The sequence below is a fragment of the Cellulomonas fimi ATCC 484 genome (assembly GCF_000212695.1).
GTDB classification, from domain to species: Bacteria; Actinomycetota; Actinomycetes; order Actinomycetales; family Cellulomonadaceae; genus Cellulomonas; species Cellulomonas fimi.
This window is the reverse complement of sequence record NC_015514.1, coordinates 4034505-4059453: the sequence shown is the minus strand read 5'-3', so window position 1 is coordinate 4059453 and position 24949 is coordinate 4034505. Positions and strand designations below refer to the sequence as shown.

The following is a 24949-nucleotide window of genomic DNA, read 5'->3' as shown; positions in this document are numbered from 1 at the left end:
CTCACTCCTCCGTGTGCCCGAGCGCGAGGTCCTCGACGAACGTGACGGTGGGCGCGGCGGTGTCGAGCACGAGCACCAGGATGTCGTTCCCCTGGGCGCGCAGCACGGGCGCGGGCACGTAGAGCGTGCGCTGCGGCGCGCGGGACCAGAACCGGCCGAGGCAGAAGCCGTTGACCCAGACGACGCCCTTGCCCCAGCCGGCGGTGTCGAGGAAGTGGTCGGCGTCCGGGTCGGGGGTGTCGAACGTCGCGTGCGCGAAGGCCGGGCCTGCGACGACGCCGTCGACGGGTGCGGCGTCGCGCACGTGGGCGGTGAGCGCGGTGACGTCGTCGAGCGCGAGCGGCCGGACGCCCCAGCGGGTCACGGCCTCGGCGCCGACGCGTGCCGGTCCGATCAGGCCCTTGGGCTCGCCGATGCGCGGCCCGTAGTTGACCCGCCCCTGGTCCTCGACGAGCACCTCGAGCGCCCCGCCGTGCGGCAGGACGGCCCGGTGCTCGCCCAGGTCGCGGCTCAGGACGGCGACGGGTGCGCGGTCGACGAACACCTGGGCGCGGTCGCGGACCTCGGCGACGTCGAGGACCCCGGGGGCGACGTCGTCGAGCGCGCGGTACAGCGCGAAGCCGTCGAACCGGCCGAGCTCGTCGACGGTGGGCAGGTGGTCGTGCGGGTGCTCGGGTCCGAGCAGGTCGAGGACGTCCCACAGCGGCGCGACGGTCGTGAGCGGCGCGGTGAACGCCGGGGCGTCGGTGCGCGGCGGCGCGGTGACCGCGGGGACGTCGGTGTAGCGCGACAGGACCTCGCGGAACGCCCAGTACTTCGCGGTGGGGCGCCCGGCCTCGTCGAGCGGCGCGTCGTAGTCGTAGCTCGTGACGATCGGCACGTAGGTGCCCTTGTCGTTGGCGCCGTTGGTGAAGCCGAAGTTGGTCCCGCCGCACACCATGTAGAGGTTCACGGACGCGCCCGCTGCGAGCAGCGTGTCGAGCTCGTGCGCGGACGCCGCGGCGTCGGTCGTGTGGTGGTGCAGGCCCCACGAGTCGAACCAGCCGTCCCAGAACTCCGCGCACATGAGCGGGCCGGTGGGCTGGTGCTCGCGCAGCGTCGCGAGGCGCTCGGCGGCGCGCGACCCGAACGAGCCGGTCTTGTGCAGCTCGGGGAGGCTGCCGTTCTCGAGCATCCACGGCTCGGGCTGGTCGATCGTCGTGAGCGGCGTGGTGATGCCGGACTCGCGCAGCAGCTTGACGAGCGCGCGCAGGTAGTCCTTGTCGTCGCCGTAGGCGCCGTACTCGTTCTCGACCTGGACGAGCACGACGGGGCCGCCACGGTCGACCTGCCGGGGTGCGACGATCCCGGCGACGGCCTCGTAGTAGTCCTGGATCGCGGCGAGGTAGGTGGGCTCGTGGCGGCGGACGGCGGCGCCGGCGGTGAACAGCCACCCGGGCAGGCCGCCCCCGGTCCACTCGGCGCAGATGTAGGGCCCGGGCCGGACGATCGCCCACATGCCCTGCGCGGCGACCTCGTCGAGGAACCGGCCGAGGTCGAGGATCCCGTCGGTGCGGAACTCGCCGCGGGCGGGGGAGTGCGCGTTCCACGGGATGTAGGTCTCGATGGTGTTGAGGCCGAGCTCGCGGGCGCGCGTCAGCCGGTCGCGCCACTGGTCGGGGTGGTGGCGGAAGTAGTGCAGCGCCCCGGACAGGATGCGCACGGGCGTCCCGTCGTGCAGGAAGTCCTGCTCACCGATCTCGAACCGGCTCATGGCCCGCCCCTTCCCTGTCTCCGTCGACACGGCGTCGTCGCTGGGCCGGACGTGCTGGAGGACGAGCGCGGCACAGACTTTCCAACCCTTAGTCTGAGGGTCGAACGAATTGCCGTCAACTCACCCGTGGCGACCGCCGCCGTCAGGGCGGGCAACGGTCGCCGCGGGCGGCCGACCTCAGCGGACGGGCGTGCAGCGCAGCAGCGCGGCCCCGTGCGGCGCGAGCGTGACGTGCAGCGCCGCACTGCCCGGCGCGACCCCGCGCGCGTCGTCGCTCTGCACCGTGACGGCCGACGTCCGGACCCGCGCGCCGGTCCACAGCTCGACGACCTCGCCGGCCACGTCGTCGTCGGCACCCACCGGCAGCCCGACGTTCCCCGCGTCGAGCGCGACCGACCGCGGCTCCTCGCGCAGGTTGAAGGCCGCGACGTACCGCACGCCGTCCGGCCCCTCGGCCGCCCACAGCACGAGCCCGTCCTCGCGGAACACCTCCCGGTTCCCGGACGAGGCGGCGTGCACCGCCAGGACGTCGGCGTTCTGGAACAGCGCGACCGTCGCCGGGTCGGACGTCGGCAGGTCCCCGCCGATCATGAGCGGCGAGCGCGCGACCACCCACAGCGTCATCAGCGAGACCCGCTCGTCGGGCGTCAGGCCGTCGTGCCGCGGCTCTCCGCGCTCGGCCCGGATCCCGACGCGCCCGAGCGGCAGCATGTCGCCGTCCGGCCAGCCCTGCGCGGAGGCGAACGGCGCCCACCGCGCGAACCGCGCGAAGTTGGCCTCGACGTCCTCCCAGCGGTCCCACAGGTCGTCGCAGACGCGCCACATGGTCGCGTGCTGCCGCAGGTGGTCCAGGCGCGTCAGCGACAGGTCACGGCCGGGCGACAGGCTGAGCTCGATCGGCCGGCCGGAGCGCTCGATCGCGCGCGCGTACGCCTCGATGTCCGCCGCCTGGTAGGGCCACAGCATGTCGTCGGCCTTGACGAAGTCCACGCCCCAGTCCGCGTACAGCGCGAGCGTCGAGTCGTAGTACGCCTGCGCGCCGGGGTGCCGGTGGTCCAGGCCGAGCATGTCGGGGTTCCACTCGCAGACGTTCGTCGCGTCCGCCACCGCCGACGCCGTGACGCCGGCCGCGCCGAGCACGGGCAGGTCCTGCTCGACCGCGCCGCGCGGGATGCCCCGCATCGTGTGGATGCCGAACCGCAGCCCGAGCGCGTGCACCCGGTCGGCGAGCGGTCCGAAGCCCGCGCCGCCCGTGGCGCTCGGGAAGCGGCCCGGGTCCGGGACGAGGCGGCCGTGCGCGTCCATCGCGAGCGGCGCGCCCGCGTTGTAGCCGTGCGACCGGGCCGTCGGGTCCGACCAGTCGATGTCCACGACGACCGTGTCCCACCCGTACGGCAGCAGGTGCTCGGCCATGAACTCGGCGTTCGCCATCACCTCCGCCTCGGTCACGGTCGTGCCGTAGCAGTCCCAGCTGTTCCAGCCCATGGGCGGTCGGGGGGAGGGCGTCGTCGCCATGTGGTCTCCGTGCGCTCGGGGACGGTCCGGTGCGCGCGCGTGCGGCGGCGCGACCGGCGGTTCCATCGATGTTAACGCTCACATCCACGGTCACCCAGACGTGTGGTCGTGCCCGGCCGCCGTGCGAGGACGCGGAGCGGTTCCTAGCGTGGAACGACCGGAACCCGCCTGACGAAGGAGGACAACGGCATGGCCACCATCGAGCAGACCGTCGAGGTCGACGTCCCGATCCGCACCGTCTACGACCAGTGGACGCAGTTCGAGGACTTCCCCCGGTTCATGGGAGGCGTCGAGCGCATCACCCAGACCGACGACCGGCACACGCACTGGACGACGTCCGTCGGCGGCGTGCACCGCGAGTTCGACGCCGAGATCGTCGACCAGCACCCCGACGACCGCGTCTCGTGGCGCAGCGTCGACGGAACGACCCACGCGGGCGTCGTCACGTTCGACAAGCTGGCCGAGAACCGCACGCGCGTGACCGCCCGGATCGACTGGCAGCCCGAGGGCGTCGTCGAGAAGGTCGGCGCCGCCGTCGGCATGGACGACCGCCAGGTGAAGGCCGACCTCGAGCGCTTCCGCGAGTTCATCGAGACGCGCGGCACCGAGACGGGGGCGTGGCGCGGCGACCTCTGACGCCACCCGCCCCGCGCACGCGCGACGCCGGTCCCTCCGCAGGGGCCGGCGTCGCCGCGTCCGGGCCCCGCTCGCCGGACCCAGCCCGAGCCGGTCGCGAGCGCCGCGGCTAGGGTCGCCCCATGGCCGTCTCGGACGTCGACCTCGCCCACCTGCGCCGGTGCCTGGAGCTCGCGCGGGAGGCGCTCGACGACGGCGACGAGCCGTTCGGGTCGGTCCTCGTCGACGCCGGGGGAACCGTCCTGCTCGCCGACCGCAACCGCGTGAAGGACGGCGACGGGACCCGCCATCCCGAGCTCGAGATCGCCCGGTGGGCCGCCGCGCACCTGCCCGTCGAGGAGCGCGCCGGGTGCACCGTCTACACGTCCGGCGAGCACTGCCCCATGTGTGCGGCCGCGCACGGGTGGGCCGGGCTCGGCCGGATCGTCTACGTCGCGTCGAGCGGGCAGCTCGCCGCGTGGCGCCGCGGGTGGGGCCTCGCGCCCGGCCCGGTCGCGAGCCTGCCGATCAAGGGCGTCGTCCCCGGTGCGGTCGTCGAGGGTCCGGTCGAGGCGCTCGTCGACGAGGTGTGCGCGCTGCACCGCGAGCACGCGGACCGCCACCGCTGACACGCCACCGCCGACCCGCCGCCGATCCGCCGCCGCCGACCCGGCACCGCTGACCCGCCGCCGCCGACCCGGCACCGCTGACCCGCCGCCGCCGACCCGCCGACCCGCCACCGCCGGCGAGCGGCGACGCGGGCGAGCGGCCGGTCAGGCGCCGGACGCGTCACCCACGGGCCCGCCCGCGCGGGACAGCGCCCACCGGTTGACGACGTAGAGCACGACGCCGACGGCGAGGAGCACACCCGCCCGCAGGTACACGGCGGGGTCCCGGCTGGTGAGCGGCGACGCGAGCACGAGCGAGACGACGGCACCGGCCACGGGTGCCCACGTCGGCGCCCGGTAGCCCCGCGCGCGGGCGTCGTCGGCGTCGGCGGTGCCCCCGTCGTCGTCCGCGTCCGCGGGGCGTCGCCGCAGCACGAGGACCGAGACGTTGACGGTGGCGAAGACGAGCAGCAGGAGCAGGACGGTGGTGTCCGCCAGGCCCGCGAGGTCGCCGGTCGAGACGAGCGTCAGCGCGACCGCCACGGTGAACGCGATCGCGACGTGCGGCGTCTGCCGCCGCCCGACCTGGCCGAGCACGCGCGGCACGATCCGCTCCTGCGCCATGCCGTAGACGAGGCGCGACGCCATGAGCATGTTGATGAGCGCGGTGTTGGACACCGCGAGCAGCGCCACGACGGCGAACAGCGCGGGCGGCACGGTCAGCCCCGCGACCTTGACGACCTCGAGCAGCGGACCGGTGGACCCGGCGAGCACGTCGGTCTCGACGAGCATCGACGACGTGAACGCCACCCCGACGTAGATCAGCCCGGCGACCGCGAGCCCGCCGAACAGCGCGCGCGGGAAGTCGCGACGCGGCGCACGGCACTCCTCGGCGAGGTTCACGGAGTCCTCGAACCCGAGCAGCGCGTAGAACGCGAGGGCTGTCGCGCCGAGGACCGCCATCCAGGCGGGCCCGTCGGTGTCGAGCACGAACGCCCGGGACGGGTCGCCGTCGCCGGTCAGCAGCGCCCACCCGCCGATCGCGAGGATGACGAGCAGCCCGGTCGCCTCGACGACCGTCAGCACGACGTTGACGCGCACGGACTCGGAGATGCCGAGCAGGTTGACGGCCGTGACGGCGAGCAGGAACCCCCACGCGGCGACGAGCGTCGGCACGGTGACGAGCTCCGCGAGGTAGTCCCCGCCGAACGCGCGGGCGGCGGCGCTCGCGCTCGTGACGCCGGACATCATGACGGCGAACGCCACGACGAACGTGAGGAACGGCCGGCCGAAGGCGCGCTGCGCGTACAGGGCGGCGCCGGCGGCCTTCGGGAAGCGGCCGACGAGCTCGGCGTAGGCCGTCGCCGTGAGCGTGGCCAGCACGAACGCGCACACGAACGGCAGCCACACCATGCCGCCGACCTCGGCGGCGACCTTGCCCGTGAGCGCGTAGATCCCGGCGCCGAGGATGTCGCCCACGACGAACAGGACGAGCACCCGGCGGCCGATGGTCCGCCGCAGCGCGGTCGGTCGTTCCGCGGTCCCGACCTCCATCGCACCCCCCTGGTCTGCGGCCAGTGTCGTCCGGCGGTGCTCGCTCCGCGCGCCGGACGCCGCCGGCCGCCCGGATCGGCCTCCCACGTCGCCGGCACGTGGTCCCCGCCGGCCGCCCACCCGACGTACCGCTCGACGCGCACCGGTCCGCGCGCCCCGTCCTCGCGCCCGCCTCGACGCCCACCGGTCCGCGCGCCCCCGTCCTCGCGCCCGCCTCGACGCGCGCCGCGCCCCGCCCCTGCCTAGGCTCGGACCTCGACCCCCAACGACGGTGCGGCCCCCTCGCCGCGCCGCACGGACCTCGGGAGGACTGCGCATGAAGGGCAAGATGGCGTTCGTCGTCGGAGCCGGAGTCGGGTACCTGCTGGGCACCCGCGCCGGCCGCGGTCAGTTCGAGAAGATCAAGGGCTGGGCCAACGACGTGTGGCAGGACCCGCGCGTCCAGGGCTACGTCCAGGACGTGGAGAGCCAGGCGACGGCGTTCGCGAAGCAGCAGGGCGTCGCGCTCAAGGACAAGGCGGTCGAGGCGGCCCGGTCGGCGGTCGCGGGCAGCGCCCCGTGGAAGTCGGGCAGCCGGCCCGAGGCGGACGACCCCGCGCCGGACGTCCTGGCCGGCGAGCCGATCATCGACGCGGAGGACGCGCGCCTGCGTCCCTGACGGGGGCCTCCGCCCGTGGGCTGGGGAGCCGGCGGAGGACCGACCCGACGCGCCCTCGCAGACACCTCCGGGTGCTCGGCGGGGGCGCGTCGCCGTCCCCGGGCCGCACGCTCCGCGATCCGTGCCCGTGGGCGGCGGCGCGACAGGTCGTCGCCGGTCAGGCGCCGAGAGCCTGCAGCACGGCCTCCGCTGTGTCGGCGGGCACGGACGTGACCGGCACGTCGAGGCCGTCCTCGTCGTCGCCCAGCGGTTCGAGGGTCGCGAGCTGGGACTCCAGCAGCGTGGCGGGCATGAAGTGCCCGCGGCGGCCCGCGAGCCGGCGGTCGAGCTCGGGCCGGGGGACGGCGAGGTGCACGAACCGGACCCGGCCCTCCGCCGACCGGAGCACGTCGCGGTAGGCGCGCCGCAGCGCCGAGCACGCGACGACGGTCGGCCGTCCCGCCTGCGCGTGCTCGGTCATGGCCGCGGCGACCAGGCGGAGCCACGGCCCGCGGTCGTCGTCCGTCAGCGGGACGCCGGAGCGCATCTTCTCGACGTTCGCGGGCGGGTGCAGGTCGTCGCCCTCGACGAACGCGGCCCCGAGCCGCTCGGCGACGAGCCGCCCGATGGTCGTCTTCCCCGTCCCGGACACGCCCATCACGACGACGTGCTGCACTCCCACCGCTGACCTCCGGATCTCGTCCCGCGCGCCCACCTTCCCATGCCGTCCGCGCCGAGATCGCGACGTCTCGCCGACCTCGTGAGTCCGGCCTCGCGAGCTCGACGGGGGCTCGCGATCTCGGCGCCGGCGGCGTGGGGGTGGGGACCGGCGGGAGCGGAGGGGCGGGTTAGGGTGCGGCGGATGTCTCTCGTCGTCGACACGACCCCCCTGCGCGTCAGCCCGGAGTTCCGGCGCCTGTGGTGGGGGCTGTCCGTCTCCAACCTCGGCACGCAGCTCACGGTCGTCGCCGTGGGCCTGCAGGTGTACGAGCTCACGGGGTCGACGTTCTCGGTGGGCGTGCTCGGGCTGTGCGCGCTCGTGCCGCTCGTCGCGTTCGGGCTGTACGGCGGCGCGATCGTCGACCACTACGACCGCCGGCGGGTCGCGCTGGTCGCGTCGGTCGTGTCCTGGGTCGTGGTGCTGGGGCTCGCGGCGCAGGCGTGGCTCGGCAACGCGCACGTCGGGCTGCTGTACGCGCTGGTCGCGGTGCAGTCGGGTGCGGGCGCGGTCAACAGCCCGGCACGCACCGCGATCATCCCGCGCCTGCTCGACGCGAAGCTCCTGCCCGCCGCGAACGCGCTCCAGACCACGGGATGGAACGTCGCCCTGACGGTCGGCCCGCTGCTCGGCGCGGCGGTCGTGGCGTGGCTGGGGTACGCGGCGGCGTACACGCTCGACGCGGTGCTGTTCACGTTCGCGCTCACGGCGCTGCTGCGGCTGCCGCCGGTGCCGCCCGAGCCGTCGTCGACCCGGCGTGCGCGCGTCGGGATCGGCTCGGTCGTCGACGGGCTGCGCTACCTCGGCACGCAGCGCAACGTGCGCATGACGTTCGCGGTGGACCTCGTCGCGATGATCTGCGCGTCCCCGCGCGTGCTGTTCCCCGCGGTCGGCGTGGTCTACCTGGGCGGCGGCGAGACGACGACGGGCGTCGTGACCGCGGCGGCCGCGGTCGGCGCGGTGCTCGCGGGGGTGTTCTCCGGGCCGCTCGTGCGCGTGCGCTGGCAGGGCCGGATCATCACGGTGGCGATCACGGTGTGGGGCCTCGCGATCGCGGGCTTCGGCGCGGTCCTCGTCGTCGTCGACCGCGACCGCCCGGACCAGGTCCTGTGGGGCGCGCTGGCGCTGGCCGTGCTCCTGCTCGCGGTCGCGGGCGCGAGCGACGCGATCAGCTCGGTGTTCCGCCAGAGCATCCTGCAGACCGCGACGCCGGACGACATGCGCGGCCGGCTCCAGGGCGTCTTCGTCGTGGTCGTCGCGGGCGGCCCGCGCGTGGGCGAGCTGCTGCTGGGCGGCCTGGCGACGCGGGTCGGCGAGGGCTGGACCGCGGTGATCGGCGGGCTGACGTGCGTGGTCCTCGTCTGGCTCCTGGTGCGCGCGCAACGCACCTTCTGGGACTACGACTCCCACCACCCGACGCCGTGACCCCCGCGGCGTCTGCGGCGGGCGTGGGCGGCGGCGGTCAGGCCAGCGCGGCCAGGTGCACGTCGAGCGCGCGCCACAGCTCCGCGCGGTAGCCGGGCACCCAGTCGCCGTCGAAGGCGCGGGGTGTGATCTCGGTGAGCAGGATGAGCGTGAGGAACGTCCGGTAGAGCGCGAGCCGGGTGCGGGCGGACGGGCTCGTGACGTCCAGCCCGCCGGGCACGACCGACGCGTACCCGGCGAGCACGCGCGGGTTGACCGGCCCGGTGTTGTGGCAGTCGGCGCCCACGACCTCGTGCAGCGGGTCGCCCCAGAACGCGCGCTCGGGGTCGATGACGCCGACGATCTCGCCGGTCGCGGCGTCGACGAACAGGTTGCCGGCCCACAGGTCGGTGTGGACGAGCGCGGGCTGCGTGACGTCGGCGAGCGCGGACCGGTGGCGCGCGACGGCGGAGCGGACGAGGTCGGCGGGCAGCTCGACGCCCCAGCGCGGCGCGTCGTCGAGCACGGCGTCGACCATGGCCGTGAACGTCTCGGTCCAGGTCCGGCCGACGAGCCCGCTGGCCGCGTTGGGGTAGCCGAACGGACGGTCGTGCTCGCCGTCCGTCGGGGTGAGGGCACGCGCCCACGCGAGCCCCGGAGCGGTGTGCAGCCGTGCCATGTACGCCCCGAGCTCGTGCTCCGCGCGTGCGGCACGCGGGTCGGTGTCGGCGGGTCCGAAGCCGGCGTCCGTGAGCGGGACGCCGTCGAGGTGGCTGACGACGAGCGCGTCCGACGGCAGCACGCTGCGCGTCTCGTCGGTGAGCAGCACGCGCGGCATCAGGAGCTGGGGGTGCTGCTCGGCGAGGCGGTAGACGTGCGCCTCGGACCGCACGAGGTCGAGCTCGTAGGTGAGGAGCTTCTCGGTCGCGGTCGGCGCGGTCTTGACGATGACACGCACCCCGTCGTCCAGGACGACCCGATAGCTGGTCGCGAACATGCCGCCGGTGAGCCGCTCGGCGGACACCACGGTGCCGAGCGGTGCCAGCACGGTGCGCAGCGCGTCGAGCGGCACGTCGGTGGCGTCGGTGCTGGTGACGGAGGTCTCGTCGGCGAGGGTCACCCGGCGCACGCTACTGCGCGCCGTGGCCGGGTGGGAGGGGCCGAGGGCCGTTGCGGGTGTCGAAACTCCCGGCGCCGTCAGCCCTCGTCGACGACGTGCGTGGTGCGAGGTCCCGACGGCTCGGTCGCGCTCGCGCCGTCACCGGCTCCGGTGCGCTGCTGCGGGACGGTGCCGCGCGGGTCGACGCAGTCCGCGATCTCGCAGGCCGCGACGGTGGCTCCGGCGGTGGGCGAGGGCGACTCGTCCTCGACGGCGCGGGCGACGCGGGCCTTCTCGTCGCCCGGGGTGGGCCGCAGCGTGCGGTAGGCGGCGAGGGTCGCGACCAGCGCGAGGACGGCGGACACGATGACGACGAGGAACCCGCCGTGCGACCCGTCGGCGTCGATCCGGGAGCCCGCGACGGACGACCCGACGGACACGCCGACGCCGAGCGACGTGCCGACCCAGGTGAGTCCCTCGGTGAGCCGCGCGGCGGGCACGAGCTGCTGCACGAGCGCGTTGCCGTTGATGAGCGTCGGCGCGATCGCGAACCCCGTGACGAACATGACGGCGGCGAGCGCCACGAGGTTGGCCGCGACGACGAAGAACGAGACCCCGACGGCGAGCACGACCACGCCGATGGCGAACCGCTGGTGCAGGGGCCGGACCCAGTGGCGGGTGCCGTAGAGCAGGCCGGCGATGAGCGAGCCGAGCGCGAACACCGCGAGGATCACGCCCGCGACGCCCGTGTTCCCGGACTCCTCCGCGAAGGCGACGGTCGAGACGTCGGTGGCGCCGAAGATCGCGCCCATCGCGATGAACACGAGCGCGAGCACGACCATGCCGGGCGACGCGAGCACCGACCCGCGGTGCCGCTCGCCGGTCGCGGCGCTCGGTGCGGGCTCGGTGGCGCGCAGCGCGAGGAACCAGTAGCCGCCGAGGACGAGCGCGACGAGCGGCACCACGAGCCCGGCGGCCGGGTCGACGCTCGTCGCGAGGAGCGTGGCGAGGACGGGCCCGACGATGAAGACGAGCTCGTCGATGGTGGACTCGAGCGCGTACGCGGTGTGCATGGCGCGGGGCTCGCCGCCGAGCACGCCGGCCCACCGGGCCCGCACGAGCGAGCCGAACGACCCCACGGCGGCGCCGGTGACGGCGGCGGCGGCGTAGAGGAGCACGGGGTGGGTGTCGGCGCGGGCGGCGACCACCAGGGTGACGAGGCCGACGGAGGCGACCGCCACGGCGGGGCGCATGACGCGCGCCTGCCCGTGCCGGTCGACCAGTCGCGCGAGCTGCGGCGAGCACAGCGCCTGCGCGACGACGTAGACCGCGGACACCCGGCCGGCGAGCCCGTAGGAGTCGTAGAGCGCGGCGATCATGAGGACGATGCCGATGCCGATCATCGACATCTGGAGCCGGGCGACCATCCCTGCGACGGAGAACGCCAGGGCTCCGGGGCGCGACAGGATCTCGCGGTACGGCTGGAGCATGCGGCTAGTCTCGCACCGGGCGCCGACGTGGGCCGGGGGCTTGGCGCGGGGCGCGGCGTGGCGCACGATCGGGTCATGGCAGACGTGCTGGTCAGCGACGCGCCGCAGGCGCACCGGTTCGAGGCGCGCGACGAGGCGGGTGAGCTGCTCGGCTTCGCGGTGTACGACGGTGTCGGCCGGACGGTGGTGTTCACCCACACGGAGGTGGACCCGCGGCACGAGGGACGCGGTGTGGCGTCGACGCTCGTGCGCGGGGCGCTGGACTCGGTGCGCGCGCAGGGGCGCGACGTCGTCGCCCTGTGCCCGTACGTCCGGGCGTGGATCGCCCGTCACCCCGACTACCAGGACCTCGTGCACCGGTCCGCATAGCACACGGCGGTTGTCACAAGCAACTTGAGTAAATTTCTGATGAACTTGCCTAGGGCAATACGGACACATCGGGTCAAGCGGTAAGCGTTTCCGGTGAACGGCGTCACATTTGGACGCTTGTTCGTCTCAATGTCCCTTTACCGCCTGGTAGGTTCCATTTACCGAGTTCGTGGCGGGCTGTGACAGGCCATCGCTGCCCCCGCGCACCGGCCGTGCGCCTCCATCGATCAGGGGGCGGTTGCGCACGTCTCTTCGCGGTCATCACGCCTCACAGGGACCACCGACGCCCGACGTATGCCCAGACCGGGATGCGTCCGGGACGTCCTTCGCTGTTCGCCATCGTCGTCGCTCAGCAGTCATCACACACGACTCACGATGAGCGGGTAGGCCATTGTTCGTCTTCGTGCTGCAGCTCCGTCACATGTTCGCGGGGCAGTCAGAATTCTATTTGTTCGCGGTCTTCTCGACCCTGATCTGGGCATTGTGGCTGCTCAAGGTGCTTCTCTCGCGCCGCTACAAGCCCTACACCGGTGAGTTCCACGGCACGACGTCCGTCGTGATCCCCGTGGTCGACGAGCCGCTCGACCTCTTCCACGACGTGCTGAAGCGGATCGTCGCCCAGCAGCCCGACGAGGTCATCGTCGTCATCAACGGCAAGCGCAACCCCGCCCTGGAGCGCGTGAGCGAGGAGTTCGCCCCGCTCGTCCGCTGGGTGCACACCCCGATCCCGGGCAAGCGCAACGCCGTCAAGATCGGCACCGAGATGTCGCGCGGCGAGATCACGGTCCTCGTCGACTCCGACACCGTCTGGACCGACGGCACGCTGCCCGAGCTGGTCAAGCCGTTCGCGGACGACAACGTCGGCGGCGTCACGACGCGCCAGCGCATCCTCGACCCCGAGCGGTCCTGGATCACCCGCTGGGCCGACTGGCTCGAGAACACCCGCGCGCTCTACTCGATGCCCGCGCAGTCCGCGCTGGGCCAGGTCGGCTGCCTGCCGGGGCGCACCATCGCGTTCCGCCGGCACATCCTCGTCGACGTCATGGACGACTTCATGACCCAGAAGTTCATGGGCGTCTTCCTCGAGGTCTCCGACGACCGGACCCTGACGAACCTCACGCTGAAGGCCGGCTACAAGTCCGTCTACCAGTACACGAGCCTCGTCTACACCGACGCGCCGCTGCAGGTGAAGAAGCTCTTCAAGCAGCAGCTCCGCTGGGCCCGCGGCAGCCAGTACAACACCCTGCGGATGCTCCCGTGGATGCTGGGGCACGCCCCCATGCTGGCGATCTTCTTCGTCATGGACATCGTCCTGCCGTTCCTGCTGGTCGGGACGATCGCCGGCTGGATCTACCGGTCCGCGTCCGGCACCGGGATCAACCTGTACCAGGCGATCCTCGAGACCTACACGGGCCTCACGGGCTGGGTCTGGGTCGTCGCCACGATGATCGTCTCCTCCGTGCTGTCCATGGCGATCCGGCAGATCCGCCACCTGCACGAGAAGCCGTCGGACTTCCTGCGGCTGCCCCTGTTCATCATCGTGTCGACGTTCTTCCTCATGCCGGTCCGCCTCCTCGGCTTCCTGCGCATGGCCCACGCCAGCGGCTGGGGCACCCGTGCGGGCGCCTACGCCGGCGGCGACCTCATGGAGGAGCTCGAGCAGAGCCCGCAGGGCCCCGTCGACCTCGTCGACCGCGCCCCCGACGGCGTCGTCCCCTCCCAGCGGGACGCCGACGGCACCGTGCTGACCCAGGCCCCGGCCCGCGTCCGTCGCGCCACGGCCGGCCCGGCGCCCGCGCCGCGCCGCCGTCGCCGTCTCAACCCGCTCGCCGGCATCCCCTACGTGGTGGCCGTCGCGATCTTCGCCCTGGAGGCACTCGTCTATGTCTGAGCACACCGCACACGCCGGCTGGTGGGCGCGGGCCATCCGCCCGTCGCCGCGCAAGCGGCTCTCCGCAGCCGCGATCGCCCTGGCCCTCGTCGCCGTCACCGTCGGCGTCTGGCTGTCCCCGTCCGTCGACGCGGTCGTCCCCACCCGGGCCACCGCCGAGGAGCTGCGGCTCCAGGAGCAGAACGACGAGCTGCGCTACGCGCTCGAGGCGCGCGAGAAGGAGGTCGCCGACCTCGAGCGCTCGCAGCGCAAGGCCGCCGCCGACCGCAAGGCCGCCGCGGAGCGCGGGCAGGCCAAGGCCGAGGAGGAGAAGGCCGCCGCTGCCGCCGCCGGCGCGCAGAAGGCCGCCGAGGAGCAGGCCGCCGCCCAGGCGGCGGGCGCCGCCAAGGCCGCCGCGGAGCGCAAGGCCGCCGCCGAGCGCGGCAAGGCACGGGACCGCGCCGCGCGGGCCGAGGCCGCGCTCGCCCGTGCCCGGGCCGACGCCGCCGCGCCCACCACCTCCGGGCCCGCGCCCGAGGTCAAGCCGACCGCCCCGCCGCTCGACGCGCTGCGCCGGCCGGCCCAGCGTCTCCTCGGGCTCTACACCCCGCAGGCCCCGTTCAGCTGGGCCGAGCAGGACTCCGTCGCCGCGAAGATCGGCACCCAGCCGAACGTCGTCGGCTACTTCCAGGGCTGGGACGGGCCGTTCCGCGCGGACGCCGTCTCCCGCACCTGGGCCAAGGGCGCGATGCCGATGGTCACCTGGGAGTCGCGCGCTCTCGCCACGGCGAACGACGTCGTGGAGGAGCCCGAGTGGTCCCTGCCGGAGATCATCAACGGCCGGTACGACGACTACCTGCGGCAGTACGCCGCCGACGTCACCGCGCTCGGCCTGCCCGTCGCGATCCGTCTCGACCACGAGATGAACGCGTCCTGGTACCCGTGGAACGAGCAGGGCTCCGGCGGTGCGTCCGTCAACGGCAACAACCCCGGCGACTACGTGAAGATGTGGCGCCACGTGCACGACATCTTCGAGCAGGCCGGCGCCAACCAGTACGTGCTGTGGGTGTGGGCGCCGAACATCGTCAACAACCTGCCCGCGGCGAACCAGTCGCTCGAGTACACGCGCAGCCTGTACCCCGGTGACGAGTACGTCGACTGGGTCGGCCTGTCCGGGTACTACCGCCCGCCGTACCGCGACGGGCAGACGCCGACGTTCGCGTGGACGTTCGACAAGTCCCTGGACCAGCTCCGCGCCATCACGAGCAAGCCCATCTTCCTCGCGGAGATCGGCGCCTCCGAGGCCGGCGGCCAGAAGGCCGCGTGGGTCACGGACCTGTTCGACGCGCTGGCCGAGCCGAAGAACGCCGACGTCGTCGGGTTCGCCTGGTTCAACCACGCCGTCACGACCATCAGCCAGGGCGAGCGCATCACCAACGACTGGCGCGTCGAGTCGCGCGCCGACTCGCTCGCCGCCTTCGTCGAGGGCCTGCACGACCCCGCCGACGGCTTCGCCCTGACCCCCGGCGGTGCGTCATGACGCCCGCGACGCCCACCGCCAACCCTCGCCGATCCAGGAGAACCGACATGACCGAGCAGCACGCGGACGACCTCAGCGTCGCCGACCTCTTCCCCCGGCGCGTCTTCGACGCCGACGCCCCGGCCCCCCGCATCTCGGTGCTCGGCACCGGCTACCTCGGTGCGACCCACGCCGTCTCCATGGCCGCGCTCGGCATGGAGGTCGTCGGCTACGACACCGACCCGGCCAAGGTCGCCGCGCTGCAGGCCGGCAAGGTGCCCTTCTTCGAGCCCGGGCTGCCCGAGCTCCTCGAGGAGCAGCTCGCCACCGGCCGCCTGCGCTTCACGACCGACGTGGCCGAGGCCGTGGCGTTCGCCGACGTGCACTTCGTCTGCGTCGGCACGCCGCAGACGAAGACGAGCCACGCCGCGAACCTGTCCTTCGTCGAGGCCGCCACCACGGCCATCGCGGAGAACCTCACGCACGACGCGCTCATCGTCGGCAAGTCCACCGTCCCCGTCGGCACCGGCGCCCGCCTGCGCGAGCTCGTCGCGGCGAAGGCCCGCCAGGACGTGCGCGTCGAGCTCGTCTGGAACCCCGAGTTCCTCCGCGAGGGCAAGGCCGTGCAGGACACGCTGCACCCCGACCGCATCGTCATGGGCGGCACCACGCCCGAGTCGGAGGCCGTGCTGCGCCGCGTCTACGCGACGCCGATCGCCGAGGGCTCGCCGGTCGTCGTGTGCGACCTGCCGACCGCCGAGCTCGTCAAGGTGAGCGCGAACGCGTTCCTCGCCACCAAGATCTCGTTCATCAACGCGATCGCCTCGGTGTGCGAGGCCGCCGACGCCGACGTGACCGTCCTGGCCGACGCCCTCGGCCACGACGTCCGCATCGGCCGTCAGTTCCTCGACGCGGGCCTCGGCTTCGGCGGCGGCTGCCTGCCCAAGGACATCCGCGCCCTCATGCACCGTGCCAACGAGCTCGGTGCGCACCAGGCCTCGGCCCTGCTCCAGCAGGTCGACGAGATCAACATGGGCCAGCGCGGCCGCGTCATCGACCTCGCCCTCGAGGCGTGCGGCGGGTCCGTCCTGAACCGCCGGGTCGGCGTCCTCGGGGCGGCCTTCAAGCCGCAGACCGACGACGTGCGCGACTCGCCGGCCCTCAACGTCGCCGCGGCCCTGCACCTGCGCGGCGCGCAGGTCACCGTGTACGACCCCGAGGCCGGCGACACCGCCCGCGCGTCCTTCCCGACGCTCGGCTACGCGACCTCCGTCGAGGAGGCCGTCGAGGGTGCGGACGTCGTCCTCGTCCTGACCGAGTGGGACGAGTTCGTCGGCGCCGAGCCGGCGACGCTCGCGCCGCTCACGCAGCACGCGAACGTCATCGACGCGCGCGGCAAGCTCGACCCGCAGCGCTGGCGCCAGGCCGGCTGGTCCTTCCGGGGCCTGGGCCGCACCGCCGCCTGACGGGTCACAGACCGGCCGTCGGAGGCACGCCGACGGCCACCCCGTACGTGTCCCCTCCGCCACCGCGGGGCGGGGAGGACGCGTACCGCGGTCGACGTCGCGCCCCCGCGACGACCGCAGGGCCGCGCACCTCTGCCCGGGTGCGCGGCCCGTCCGCGTCCCCGGGCGGGTGCGCGGCGCTGCGTCAGCTGCCCAGGGCCTGGGCCACGACCTGCTTGGCCTCGTCCTGGACCTGCGCCAGGTGCTCCTGCGAGACGAACGACTCGGCGTAGATCTTGTACACGTCCTCGGTGCCGGACGGGCGCGCGGCGAACCACGCGTTCTCCGTGGTGACCTTGAGGCCGCCGATCGCCGCGTCGTTGCCGGGCGCGTGCGTGAGGCGTGCGGTGATCGGCTCGCCCGCGAGCGTCGTCGCGGTGACCTGCGAGGCGTCGAGCGCGGCGAGCGTCTTCTTCTCCTCGCGGGTCGCGGCGGCGTCGACGCGCGCGTACCAGGACTCGCCGAACTCGCCGACGAGCTCGCGGTGGATCTGCGACGGGGACTTGCCGGTGGTCGCGATGATCTCCGAGGCCAGCAGGGCGGGCAGGAGGCCGTCCTTGTCGGTGGTCCACACCGTCCCGTCCTTGCGGAGGAACGACGCGCCCGCGGACTCCTCGCCGCCGAACCCGATCGACCCGTCGACGAGGCCCGGCACGAACCACTTGAACCCGACGGGCACCTCGACGAGCCGGCGTCCCAGACGGGCGGCGACGCGGTCGACGAGGCTCGACGACACGAGCGTCTTGCCGATCGCGGTGCCGGTCGGCCAGCCCGGACGGGCCCCGCCGTACAGGTAGTGGATCATCACGGCGATGTAGTGGTTCGGGTTCATCAGGCCCGCGTCGGGCGTGACGATGCCGTGCCGGTCGGAGTCGGCGTCGTTGCCCGTCGCGACGTCGAACGGCGCCTCCCCGCCCGCCATGCGGGACACCAGCGACGCCATCGCGTACGGCGACGAGCAGTCCATGCGGATCTTGCCGTCCCAGTCGAGCGTCATGAACGACCAGCGCGGGTCGACCTGCGGGTTCACGACCGTGAGGTCGAGGCCGTACCGCTCGCCGATCGCGCCCCAGTACTCGACGGACGCGCCGCCGAGCGGGTCGGCGCCGATGCGCACCCCCGCCGCGCGGATCGCGTCGAGGTCGAGGACGTTCGCCAGGTCGTCGACGTACGCGGACAGGTAGTCGTGCTTGCGGGTCGTCTCGGCGGCGAGCGCCTGCTCGACGCTCACGCGCGGCACCGACCGCCAGCCGGACGCGAGGATGGCGTTCGCGCGGTCCGCGATCCACGACGTCGCCTCGGAGCCGGCAGGGCCGCCGTCCGGCGGGTTGTACTTGAAGCCCCCGTCGCGCGGCGGGTTGTGCGACGGGGTCACGACGATGCCGTCGGCCAGGCCCGGGCCGGACGTGCGCACGCCCTCGGACGTGCCCGCGCCGTTGAAGCTGAGGATCGCGTGGGACACGGCCGGCGTCGGCGTCCACGAGTCGCGGGCGTCGATCCGCACCTCCACGCCCGCGGCGGCGAGCACCTCGAGCGCGGAGCGGAACGCGGGCTCGGACAGGCCGTGGGTGTCCCGGCCGATGAACAGGGGGCCGTCGGTGCCCTGCCCGCGGCGGTACTCGACGATCGCCGCGGTGATCGCGACGATGTGCGCCTCGTTGAACGCCGCGTCGAGCGCCGAGCCGCGGTGGCCGCTCGTGCCGAACACCACGCGCTGCGCGGGGTCGTCGAGGTCGGGCTGGCGGTCGTAGTAGGCGCTGACCAGGGCGTCGAGGTCGACGAGGTCGGACGGCTGGGCGGGTGTTCCGGCGCGCGGGTCCATGCGGTCGATCCTCCCGCACGCCAGGCGTCCCCGCAGCCCCCGAGGTCCCAGGTCGCCGGGCGTGCGCCCCGTCGTCGCCCGGACGCCCGGTACCCTTCACCGCATGGCCAGGAACACGCCCGACTTCGTGCTGCGTCCGTTCGAGGGGCTCCCCGGCGAGCCCGACTGGGTCGCGCTCAAGGAGCTCGTCCCCGCCGCGACGGCCACGGCCCGCACCACGAAGGAGCACGGCGCCCGCGAGGTGCTCGTCACGACCGTCCTGCCGACCGCGTGGCCCGCGCTGCACCGCTCGGACGGTGTGGTCCTGCTGGCGCTGCAGACGGTCGGCAGCTCGGGCGACGCGAGCCGTGACCTCGCCGCCGCGCTGCTCGAGGCGCTCGACGTCGAGCCCGGCACGGCCGTCGAGACGGTCGGCCTGCCCGGCCCCGGCCCGCGCCTGCAGGACGTCCTCGACCTGTCGGTGCCGTTCGAGGTCACCGTGCACGACTCGTTCGCCTACTGGCTCGCGCCGGACACCGAGCGCACCCCGGACCTCACCGCCGCCATGGAGGAGGCCGACGCGGGCATCATCGACACCCGCAAGCTCGCGGCGGTCGAGTCCGCGTACTGGTGCCGCATGGGGGCCCGCGAGTTCCTGCGCTGGGCGCAGCCCCACGACGAGCAGACCGTGCTCGACGCGCTCGCCCGTCTGCACGCGCGCCGCGCCTCGGGCTTCGACGGCGGCAAGTTCGTCGGGTACTTCCGCTCGAGCGGGCTCGTGGTGCCGGTGTGGGAGCTCGCCCGCGGGTCGGAGGCGGAGGACGTCGAGGGGCCGGTGGCGCAGTTCGCGCCGTCGTTCGCCGAGGCGCTCGCCGACACGAGCCCGCTCGACGCGAACGCCCGCCGCGCCCGCGCCGGCCTGGTCGCGCGCCAGGTCACGCTGCGCTGACGTCACCCGACGTGCGTTCCGACGTCCCCCGGTCGGGCGTGCCTGCCCGGCGGGCGAGCACCTCGCGGATCGCTAGGCTGACGCCCGTGACGCGCAAGGGCGGGAAGGCCGCCGACGACCACCCGGAGGCCGGCCCGCCCGCCTCCTCCGCCGCCGCACCCGCGCCCGCGCCCAAGGCGCACCGGCAGCGGCAGCGTGTCGCCGTCATCATCCCGGCGAAGGACGAGTCGCGGCGCATCGCCGCCACGGTCCGCTCCGCGCGCGCGATCCCGTACGTCGACCTCGTGCTCGTCGTCGACGACGGCTCCGAGGACAACACCCAGCACGTCGCCCGCGAGGCGGGTGCCGTCGTCGTGCGGCACTCCCACAACCGGGGCAAGGCCGCCGCGATGGAGACGGGTGCCGCCGTCGTCGCGATGCGCGACGCGCCGGACCGTCAGCCGCGGATCCTGCTGTTCATCGACGGCGACCTCGGCGAGACCGCGGTCAACACGGCACCGCTCGTGCCGCCCGTCGTCGAGGGCCACGCCGACCTCGCGATCGCCCTGCTGCCCCCGCAGCCCGGTGCCGGCGGCCGCGGCATCGTCGTCGGCGCGGCGCGTCGGGCCATCGCGTCGATGACGGGCTGGACGCCGACGCAGCCGCTGTCGGGCATGCGCTGCCTCACGCGCGAGGCGTTCGAGGCGGCCACGCCGCTGGCCCGCGGGTGGGGTGTCGAGACCGGCATGACGATCGACCTGCTGCGGCAGGGGTTCCGCGTCGTCGAGGTGCCGTGCGAGCTGCGGCACCGGCCGTCGGGCAGCGACCTCAAGGGCCAGCTGCACCGGGCCGCGCAGTACCGCGACGTGCAGCTCGCGGTCAGTGCGCGCCGCGTGCGGGGGGCGGCGTCGGTGGTGCGGCAGACGGTCGCGCCGCGTCCGCGTCCGCCGCAGACGCACCGCTGACGGCGGGCTCCTCGCGGACCTGCTCCGCGCCGTCCGCCTGACCAGCCCTCGGCGCGGCCCGGTCCTCGCCGTCCGCGGCGACGCCGGACGGTCCGGCGTCCGCCGGCACCGGGGTGCCCTCGGGGGCCCCGAGCCGCCACTGCGCCGCGGCGGCCACGAGGCACGGCACCGCGACGGCGATGCCCGTCGCGGGCACGACGATGCCCGAGTCGTTCATGAGGAACCCGACGCCGAGCCCCGCGCCGATCGCGGCGACCGCCGGACGCAGCAGCGGGACGGCCGCCTGCAGGCCGGCGAGCGGGCTCCGGGGGCCCATGAGCGCGCCGCGCCCCGGCCGGTCGCCCGCGACGACGATCCACGTGAGCGCGACGCCCCCGACCGCGAGCACGAGGTAGCGCCAGTTGGTCAGGACGCGCAGGTTCACGGACAGCTTGCGGTAGACCACGTCCCACAGCCCGCCGTCGAGGACGGTCGCGAAGAACCGGCCGAGGTGCGTGCGGTCCGCGGGCGGGCGCATCCAGTCGAGCACCGCGAAGCCGCCCACGACGAGCGCGCCGACCCCCAGCACCACCGCGAGGACCTTCCAGTTCACCGACCGTCCGCTGACGACGATCGCGAGCAGCGCGAACGCGAGGATCAGGGCGGGCGGCCCGCCGAAGTCGGACCCGAGCCCGGGGGCGCCGTCCACGACGACGAGCAGCAGGCCCAGCCCGGCGACGAGCACGGTCGCGAGCGTGCGGCGTCCACGTCGCACCAGGGGGTCCGCGATCGCGACGGCGACGAGCAGCCCCGCCGCGGTGAGCAGCGCGAACGCCTGGTTGCTCATGCCGTAGAAGCGGGCCGCGAGCAGCCGGTGCGCCCCCATCGGGGTGTCGATGACGAGGTGCGACCCGGTGCAGGCGTCGACCACGAGCACCCCGACGGTCACCGCGGCGACGAACCCGGCCGGGCCGAGCACGGACCGCCGCCACGGCCCGGCGAGCGCGAGCGCGGTGATCAGCGCGATCCAGCCGAGCACCGTCCACCAGAACGCCGCGCGCGGGTCGGACGCGCGCCACCACGGCACGACGCCCGTGAGGAACGCGGTGACGGGCGCGGCCGCGAGCGCGAGCGCCGCGACCTTGAGCACCTGCAGCGCGGGCCGCAGGGGAGCGCGGTCGGAGCGGCCCTTGCGCGTGAGGATCACCGCCGCGGCGACGAACAGGACGGCCTGCACGAGCACCATGCGCGTCGAGAACCCGCCGCTCACGCGCGTGACCCACAGGGCCTTGTCCTGGACGTCGAGCAGGACCGCCATGCGTCCCGCCGCGGTCGGGGGGCCGGCGACGGGCAGGATCGTCGCGCCCGCGAGCGCCGGTGCCTCGTCCTCGAGGTCGAGCGCGTCGAGCAGCGTCGGGGTCACGTCGGCGGTCTGCACGAGGCCCGCCTGCCGGGTCGCGCCGGACGTGAGCAGGTTCTCGGCGTACGCGTCCCCGTCGGGGGCGGTCCCCGTCGCGGCGGCGAGCTGCAGCGTCGTGCGGCTGGAGTCGGCGAGCGACACGACGAGCACGGTCGCCCCGCTGCGCTCGGTCGCCCGCAGCACGGCGCCGATGCGGTCGTCGAGCGTCTGCGCCTGCGCCGCGCGGCTGGGCTCGACGATCGCGTCGGGCGACGGGAGCTCGGGGTCGGTCGCGCCGGGCAGGCCCGGGATCTCGTCCGCGGGCTCCTGGTCCTCGGGCAGCGTCGACGAGGCGCGCGGCGCGGTCGCGTACCCGGGGTCGCGGATGACGCCCGCGTCGACGACGACGAGGCGGGACGTCGCGAGCGCGTCGCGGACGGCCCGCGTCAGCCCGCTCGTGGTCGTGGGCCGGGGCACGTGCGTCCCGACGGGCAGGCCGTCACCGTCCGCGAGCGCGATCGCCGCACCCGGGCCGATGCCCGTGGCCGCGGTGCCCGACCCGTCGAGGAGGTCCCCGAGCAGCCCGGGGCGGGCCCCGTACGACTCGGCCCGGGCGGACGCCTGGTAGTCGGTCCACCCGGGGACGAGACCGTCCTCGCCCGGCTCGCGCAGCGTCCGGCACCGGCGGTCGTCGGCGGGCAGGTCCGACGCGCGCTCGCCCGACGACACCGCGAGCCAGCCGTCGGCGGGGCACGACCGCAGCTCGACGGACCGGGCGGCGACCAGGCCGACGGACCCGTCGCGGGACAGGTCCCACAGCGCGGGCGTGGTGAGCGTCGTGACGTCGTCCCAGCGCAGGCCCGTGACGCCCACGAGGACGACGGGTGCGGTGCTCGCGTCCCCGGCGGCCCCCGTCGCCGTGGCGGACGGGCTCGGCTCGACCGCCGCGGGACGCGTCCCCGCGCCGGCGGGCGGGGCGAGCAGCAGCAGCGTCACCGCCGCGAGCAGCGCACCGGCGAGCACGCGCACGCGTCGGGACAGGGCGCGCGGGCGGGCAGGACGGGGCACCGGACCAGCCTACGGGCGCACTACCCTCGACCCCGGCGGGTGGGGTCGACGCCGCGTGGAGCGCCTGAGGAGGAGCTGTGATGTCCGAGTCGGGAGCGGTCACGCCCGGGCCGGCGACGCCCGCGGGCGCGGACCGGCCGCGGTACGCCTACCTGGGTCCCGCCGGGACGTTCACCGAGGCCGCGCTGCGGCAGGTCGTGAGCCCGCAGGACGCGCAGTACCTGCCGCAGACCGACGTGGCCGCCGCGATCGGCGCCGTGCGGTCCGGCGAGGCCGACTACGCGGTCGTCGCGATCGAGAGCACCGTCGAGGGCGGCGTCACGGCGACGCTCGACAGCCTCGCGGGCGGCTCCCCGCTGGTCCTCCTGCGCGAGGTGCTGGTCCCCGTCCAGTTCACGCTCGCAGCCGCGCCCGGGGTCACGCTGGCGGAGGTGCGCCGCATCTCCGCGCACCCGCACGCGTGGGTGCAGTGCCGACGCTGGCTCGCGCACCACCTGCCGCGCGTCGTGCACGTGCCGGCGACGTCGAACACCGCGCCCGCGGCGCTGCTCGCCGGGCGGGCCGCGCAGGCCGCCGCCGACCTGGGCTTCGACGCCGCGCTCGTGCCGCCCACCGCGGTCGACACCTACGGCCTCGTCCCGCTCGCGGTCGACGTCGCGGACAACGCGACGGCCGTGACGCGGTTCGTCGTCGTCGGGCACCCCGGCGAGGTGCCGCCGCCGACGGGAGCCGACAAGACGACCCTGGTCGTGCACCTGCCCGACAACGAGGCGGGCGCGCTGCTGGCCATGCTCGAGCAGTTCGCCGTCCGTGGCGTGAACCTGTCGCGCATCGAGTCGCGGCCGATCGGCGACGCGCTCGGGCGCTACTCGTTCTCGATCGACGCGGAGGGGCACATCACCGACGAGCGCGTCGGCGAGGCGATCATGGGCCTGCACCGCCGCTGCCCGCACGTGCGCTTCCTCGGTTCGTACCCGCGCGCCGACGCGGTCGCGCCGACCGTGCACGTGGGGACGGCTGACGCGGACTTCGTGACCGCGCGCGAGTGGCTGCGCGCGGTCCGCGGCGGCCGGGCGACCTGACCCCGGCCGGCCCCGCGCCGGTCCACCACCGCGCCGGTCCACCCACCGCGCCGGTCCACCCACGCCGGTCGACCGACCGCGCCGATCCACCCACCGCGTGGGTCGACCCACCGGCGGTCGACCCCGCCGCTCGGTCGACCTACCGCGCAGGTCGACCGAGCCGCGCCGGTCAGCCGGCCGCGTCGAGCACCTCGGCCGCGGGGACCACGCCCACGTCCACGCCGCGCAGCACGCGGTCGGCATCGAGGTCGGCCGGCGCGAGGTCGAGCTCCTCGGCGGTCAGCGCGAGCGGGCCCGACAGGCCGACCGTGCCGCCCGCGTCCACCGGGTCGGCGTCGGAGTCGGCCGTCGCGCGGCCCGGGCGGGCGAGCGGCGTCGTGAGCCGGTGGCCCGCGGGGAGCACGTACCGCACGCGGTAGACGCCGTCGGGCAGGCCCGCGAACGTCGCGGTGCCGTCGTCGCCCGTCGACACCGGCGGGACGGGCCGGCCGCGGACGTCGCGCGCCGGCTCGGCGTCGGCGGTCTCGAGCTGCACGAGCACGCCCGGCAGTGCCCCCTCGTCGTCGCTGCGCAGCCCGTCGCCGTCGTCGTCCCGCCACGCGCGGGTCACGAGCGCGAGCCGCGGTGCCGTCGCGGGCGCGACCTCGTCGGCGGCCACGGGCCCGAGCGTCACCGCGTCGAGCCTCTCCACCACCGCGTCCGGCGCACCCAGCGCCACGACGAGCCCGACGGCGGCCAGCGCGCCGACCGTGGACGCCCCGACGGCGGCGACCGCGCCGAGCCGGTGCCGCCGCGCGGCCGTCGCAGCGGTCGCGGCCGCGGCCCGTCGTGCGCGCCGGCGCGGGACGTCGTCGGGCTGCTGCGGGCCGGGCACGCGACGTCGGGAAGGGGTGACGGCGGGTCCGCCCGGGGGGACGCGCGTCACGCCGCGCGGCGCGCTCGCCGGCGGGTCCTGGTGGGTGGAGGTCGGCAACCGTGACTCCTTCGTCCGTCGGCAGGGGCACGCCGACGGCCCACGGTAGCGCCCGTTCCGGACAGGTCGGGAGGAACCGGACGCGCTGTCACCGGTCC

Annotated in this window: 20 protein-coding genes; 11 read left to right on the top strand and 9 right to left on the bottom strand. The window is 74.9% G+C overall.

Translation table 11 applies throughout. The annotated features are described in order from the left end of the window. Window position 1 precedes the first annotated feature (1 nt). Together CELF_RS18320 and CELF_RS18315 are read right to left on the bottom strand one after the other, a co-directional pair. Window positions 2-1753, bottom strand: a complete 1752-nt coding sequence (locus CELF_RS18320; protein WP_013772755.1) for a glycoside hydrolase family 35 protein — start codon at window positions 1751-1753, stop codon at window positions 2-4. A 177-nt stretch (window positions 1754-1930) separates the two neighbouring features. Then, window positions 1931-3268 (bottom strand): glycoside hydrolase family 27 protein, encoded by a 1338-nt coding sequence (locus tag CELF_RS18315; RefSeq protein WP_013772754.1) that lies wholly within the window; start codon window positions 3266-3268, stop codon window positions 1931-1933. 189 nt (window positions 3269-3457) lie between these two features. On the opposite strand from CELF_RS18315, the gene CELF_RS18310 reads away from it, so the two are divergent. Both CELF_RS18310 and CELF_RS18305 read left to right on the top strand, forming a co-directional pair. Beyond that, window positions 3458-3904: an SRPBCC family protein gene (locus tag CELF_RS18310; protein ID WP_013772753.1), complete on the top strand. Its 447-nt coding sequence runs from the start codon at window positions 3458-3460 to the stop codon at window positions 3902-3904. A 122-nt stretch (window positions 3905-4026) separates the two neighbouring features. Further along, window positions 4027-4512 (top strand): nucleoside deaminase, encoded by a 486-nt coding sequence (locus CELF_RS18305; protein ID WP_013772752.1) that lies wholly within the window; start codon window positions 4027-4029, stop codon window positions 4510-4512. Between the two features lie 144 nt (window positions 4513-4656). Here CELF_RS18305 and CELF_RS18300 read toward each other — a convergent pair whose 3' ends face one another. Beyond that, window positions 4657-6045, bottom strand: coding sequence for an APC family permease (locus CELF_RS18300; RefSeq protein ID WP_013772751.1), 1389 nt, complete (start codon window positions 6043-6045; stop codon window positions 4657-4659). A 316-nt stretch (window positions 6046-6361) separates the two neighbouring features. Between CELF_RS18300 and CELF_RS21275 the strand changes: the two genes are divergently transcribed. Further along, window positions 6362-6703, top strand: coding sequence for a hypothetical protein (locus CELF_RS21275; RefSeq protein WP_013772750.1), 342 nt, complete (start codon window positions 6362-6364; stop codon window positions 6701-6703). Between the two features lie 157 nt (window positions 6704-6860). Here the strand turns inward: CELF_RS21275 and CELF_RS18290 are convergent, their stop codons facing one another. Further along, window positions 6861-7364, bottom strand: coding sequence for a gluconokinase (locus CELF_RS18290; protein WP_013772749.1), 504 nt, complete (start codon window positions 7362-7364; stop codon window positions 6861-6863). 180 nt (window positions 7365-7544) lie between these two features. Here CELF_RS18290 and CELF_RS18285 point away from each other — a divergent pair, with 180 nt between their 5' ends. Further along, window positions 7545-8825 carry an MFS transporter gene (locus CELF_RS18285; RefSeq protein WP_013772748.1) on the top strand — a complete coding sequence of 427 codons (1281 nt, stop codon included), beginning with the start codon at window positions 7545-7547 and terminating at the stop codon, window positions 8823-8825. Between the two features lie 37 nt (window positions 8826-8862). On the opposite strand, the gene CELF_RS18280 is transcribed toward CELF_RS18285, so the two are convergent. After that, window positions 8863-9924: a phosphotransferase family protein gene (locus CELF_RS18280; RefSeq protein ID WP_126297899.1), complete on the bottom strand. Its 1062-nt coding sequence runs from the start codon at window positions 9922-9924 to the stop codon at window positions 8863-8865. 77 nt (window positions 9925-10001) lie between these two features. After that, on the bottom strand, window positions 10002-11393 hold the full coding sequence (locus tag CELF_RS18275) for an MFS transporter (protein WP_013772746.1): 1392 nt from the start codon (window positions 11391-11393) through the stop codon (window positions 10002-10004). A 75-nt stretch (window positions 11394-11468) separates the two neighbouring features. On the opposite strand from CELF_RS18275, the gene CELF_RS18270 reads away from it, so the two are divergent. The 4 genes from CELF_RS18270 (at window position 11469) to CELF_RS18255 (ending at window position 16617) form a co-directional block, all read left to right on the top strand. Continuing rightward, window positions 11469-11762, top strand: a complete 294-nt coding sequence (locus CELF_RS18270) for a GNAT family N-acetyltransferase (RefSeq protein ID WP_013772745.1) — start codon at window positions 11469-11471, stop codon at window positions 11760-11762. A 391-nt stretch (window positions 11763-12153) separates the two neighbouring features. Beyond that, window positions 12154-13653, top strand: coding sequence for a glycosyltransferase family 2 protein (locus CELF_RS18265; protein ID WP_049791506.1), 1500 nt, complete (start codon window positions 12154-12156; stop codon window positions 13651-13653). Then, window positions 13646-15172 (top strand): glycoside hydrolase family 26 protein, encoded by a 1527-nt coding sequence (locus tag CELF_RS18260; protein ID WP_013772743.1) that lies wholly within the window; start codon window positions 13646-13648, stop codon window positions 15170-15172. Before CELF_RS18265 ends, CELF_RS18260 begins: the two co-directional genes overlap by 8 nt. A gap of 47 nt (window positions 15173-15219) precedes the next feature. Continuing rightward, window positions 15220-16617, top strand: a complete 1398-nt coding sequence (locus CELF_RS18255) for a UDP-glucose dehydrogenase family protein (protein WP_013772742.1) — start codon at window positions 15220-15222, stop codon at window positions 16615-16617. 184 nt (window positions 16618-16801) lie between these two features. On the opposite strand, the gene pgm is transcribed toward CELF_RS18255, so the two are convergent. Then, a complete protein-coding gene (gene pgm, locus CELF_RS18250; protein WP_013772741.1) occupies window positions 16802-18478 on the bottom strand; it encodes a phosphoglucomutase (alpha-D-glucose-1,6-bisphosphate-dependent) in 1677 nt (558 codons plus the stop codon). A 103-nt stretch (window positions 18479-18581) separates the two neighbouring features. Between pgm and CELF_RS18245 the strand changes: the two genes are divergently transcribed. Together CELF_RS18245 and CELF_RS18240 are read left to right on the top strand one after the other, a co-directional pair. Further along, window positions 18582-19406 (top strand): DUF5926 family protein, encoded by an 825-nt coding sequence (locus tag CELF_RS18245; protein ID WP_013772740.1) that lies wholly within the window; start codon window positions 18582-18584, stop codon window positions 19404-19406. 86 nt (window positions 19407-19492) lie between these two features. Then, a complete protein-coding gene (locus tag CELF_RS18240) occupies window positions 19493-20350 on the top strand; it encodes a glycosyltransferase family 2 protein (protein ID WP_013772739.1) in 858 nt (285 codons plus the stop codon). Here the strand turns inward: CELF_RS18240 and CELF_RS18235 are convergent. Next, on the bottom strand, window positions 20265-22796 hold the full coding sequence (locus tag CELF_RS18235; protein WP_126297897.1) for a hypothetical protein: 2532 nt from the start codon (window positions 22794-22796) through the stop codon (window positions 20265-20267). The two genes, CELF_RS18240 and CELF_RS18235, sit on opposite strands and share 86 nt — an antisense overlap. A gap of 80 nt (window positions 22797-22876) precedes the next feature. Here CELF_RS18235 and pheA point away from each other — a divergent pair, with 80 nt between their 5' ends. Next, window positions 22877-23878, top strand: coding sequence for a prephenate dehydratase (gene pheA / locus CELF_RS18230; RefSeq protein ID WP_013772737.1), 1002 nt, complete (start codon window positions 22877-22879; stop codon window positions 23876-23878). A gap of 169 nt (window positions 23879-24047) precedes the next feature. On the opposite strand, the gene CELF_RS18225 is transcribed toward pheA, so the two are convergent. Further along, the gene (locus tag CELF_RS18225) at window positions 24048-24851 is read right to left on the bottom strand and encodes an SdrD B-like domain-containing protein (RefSeq protein ID WP_013772736.1); all 804 of its coding nucleotides are present in this window, start codon (window positions 24849-24851) and stop codon (window positions 24048-24050) included. Window positions 24852-24949 lie beyond the last annotated feature (98 nt).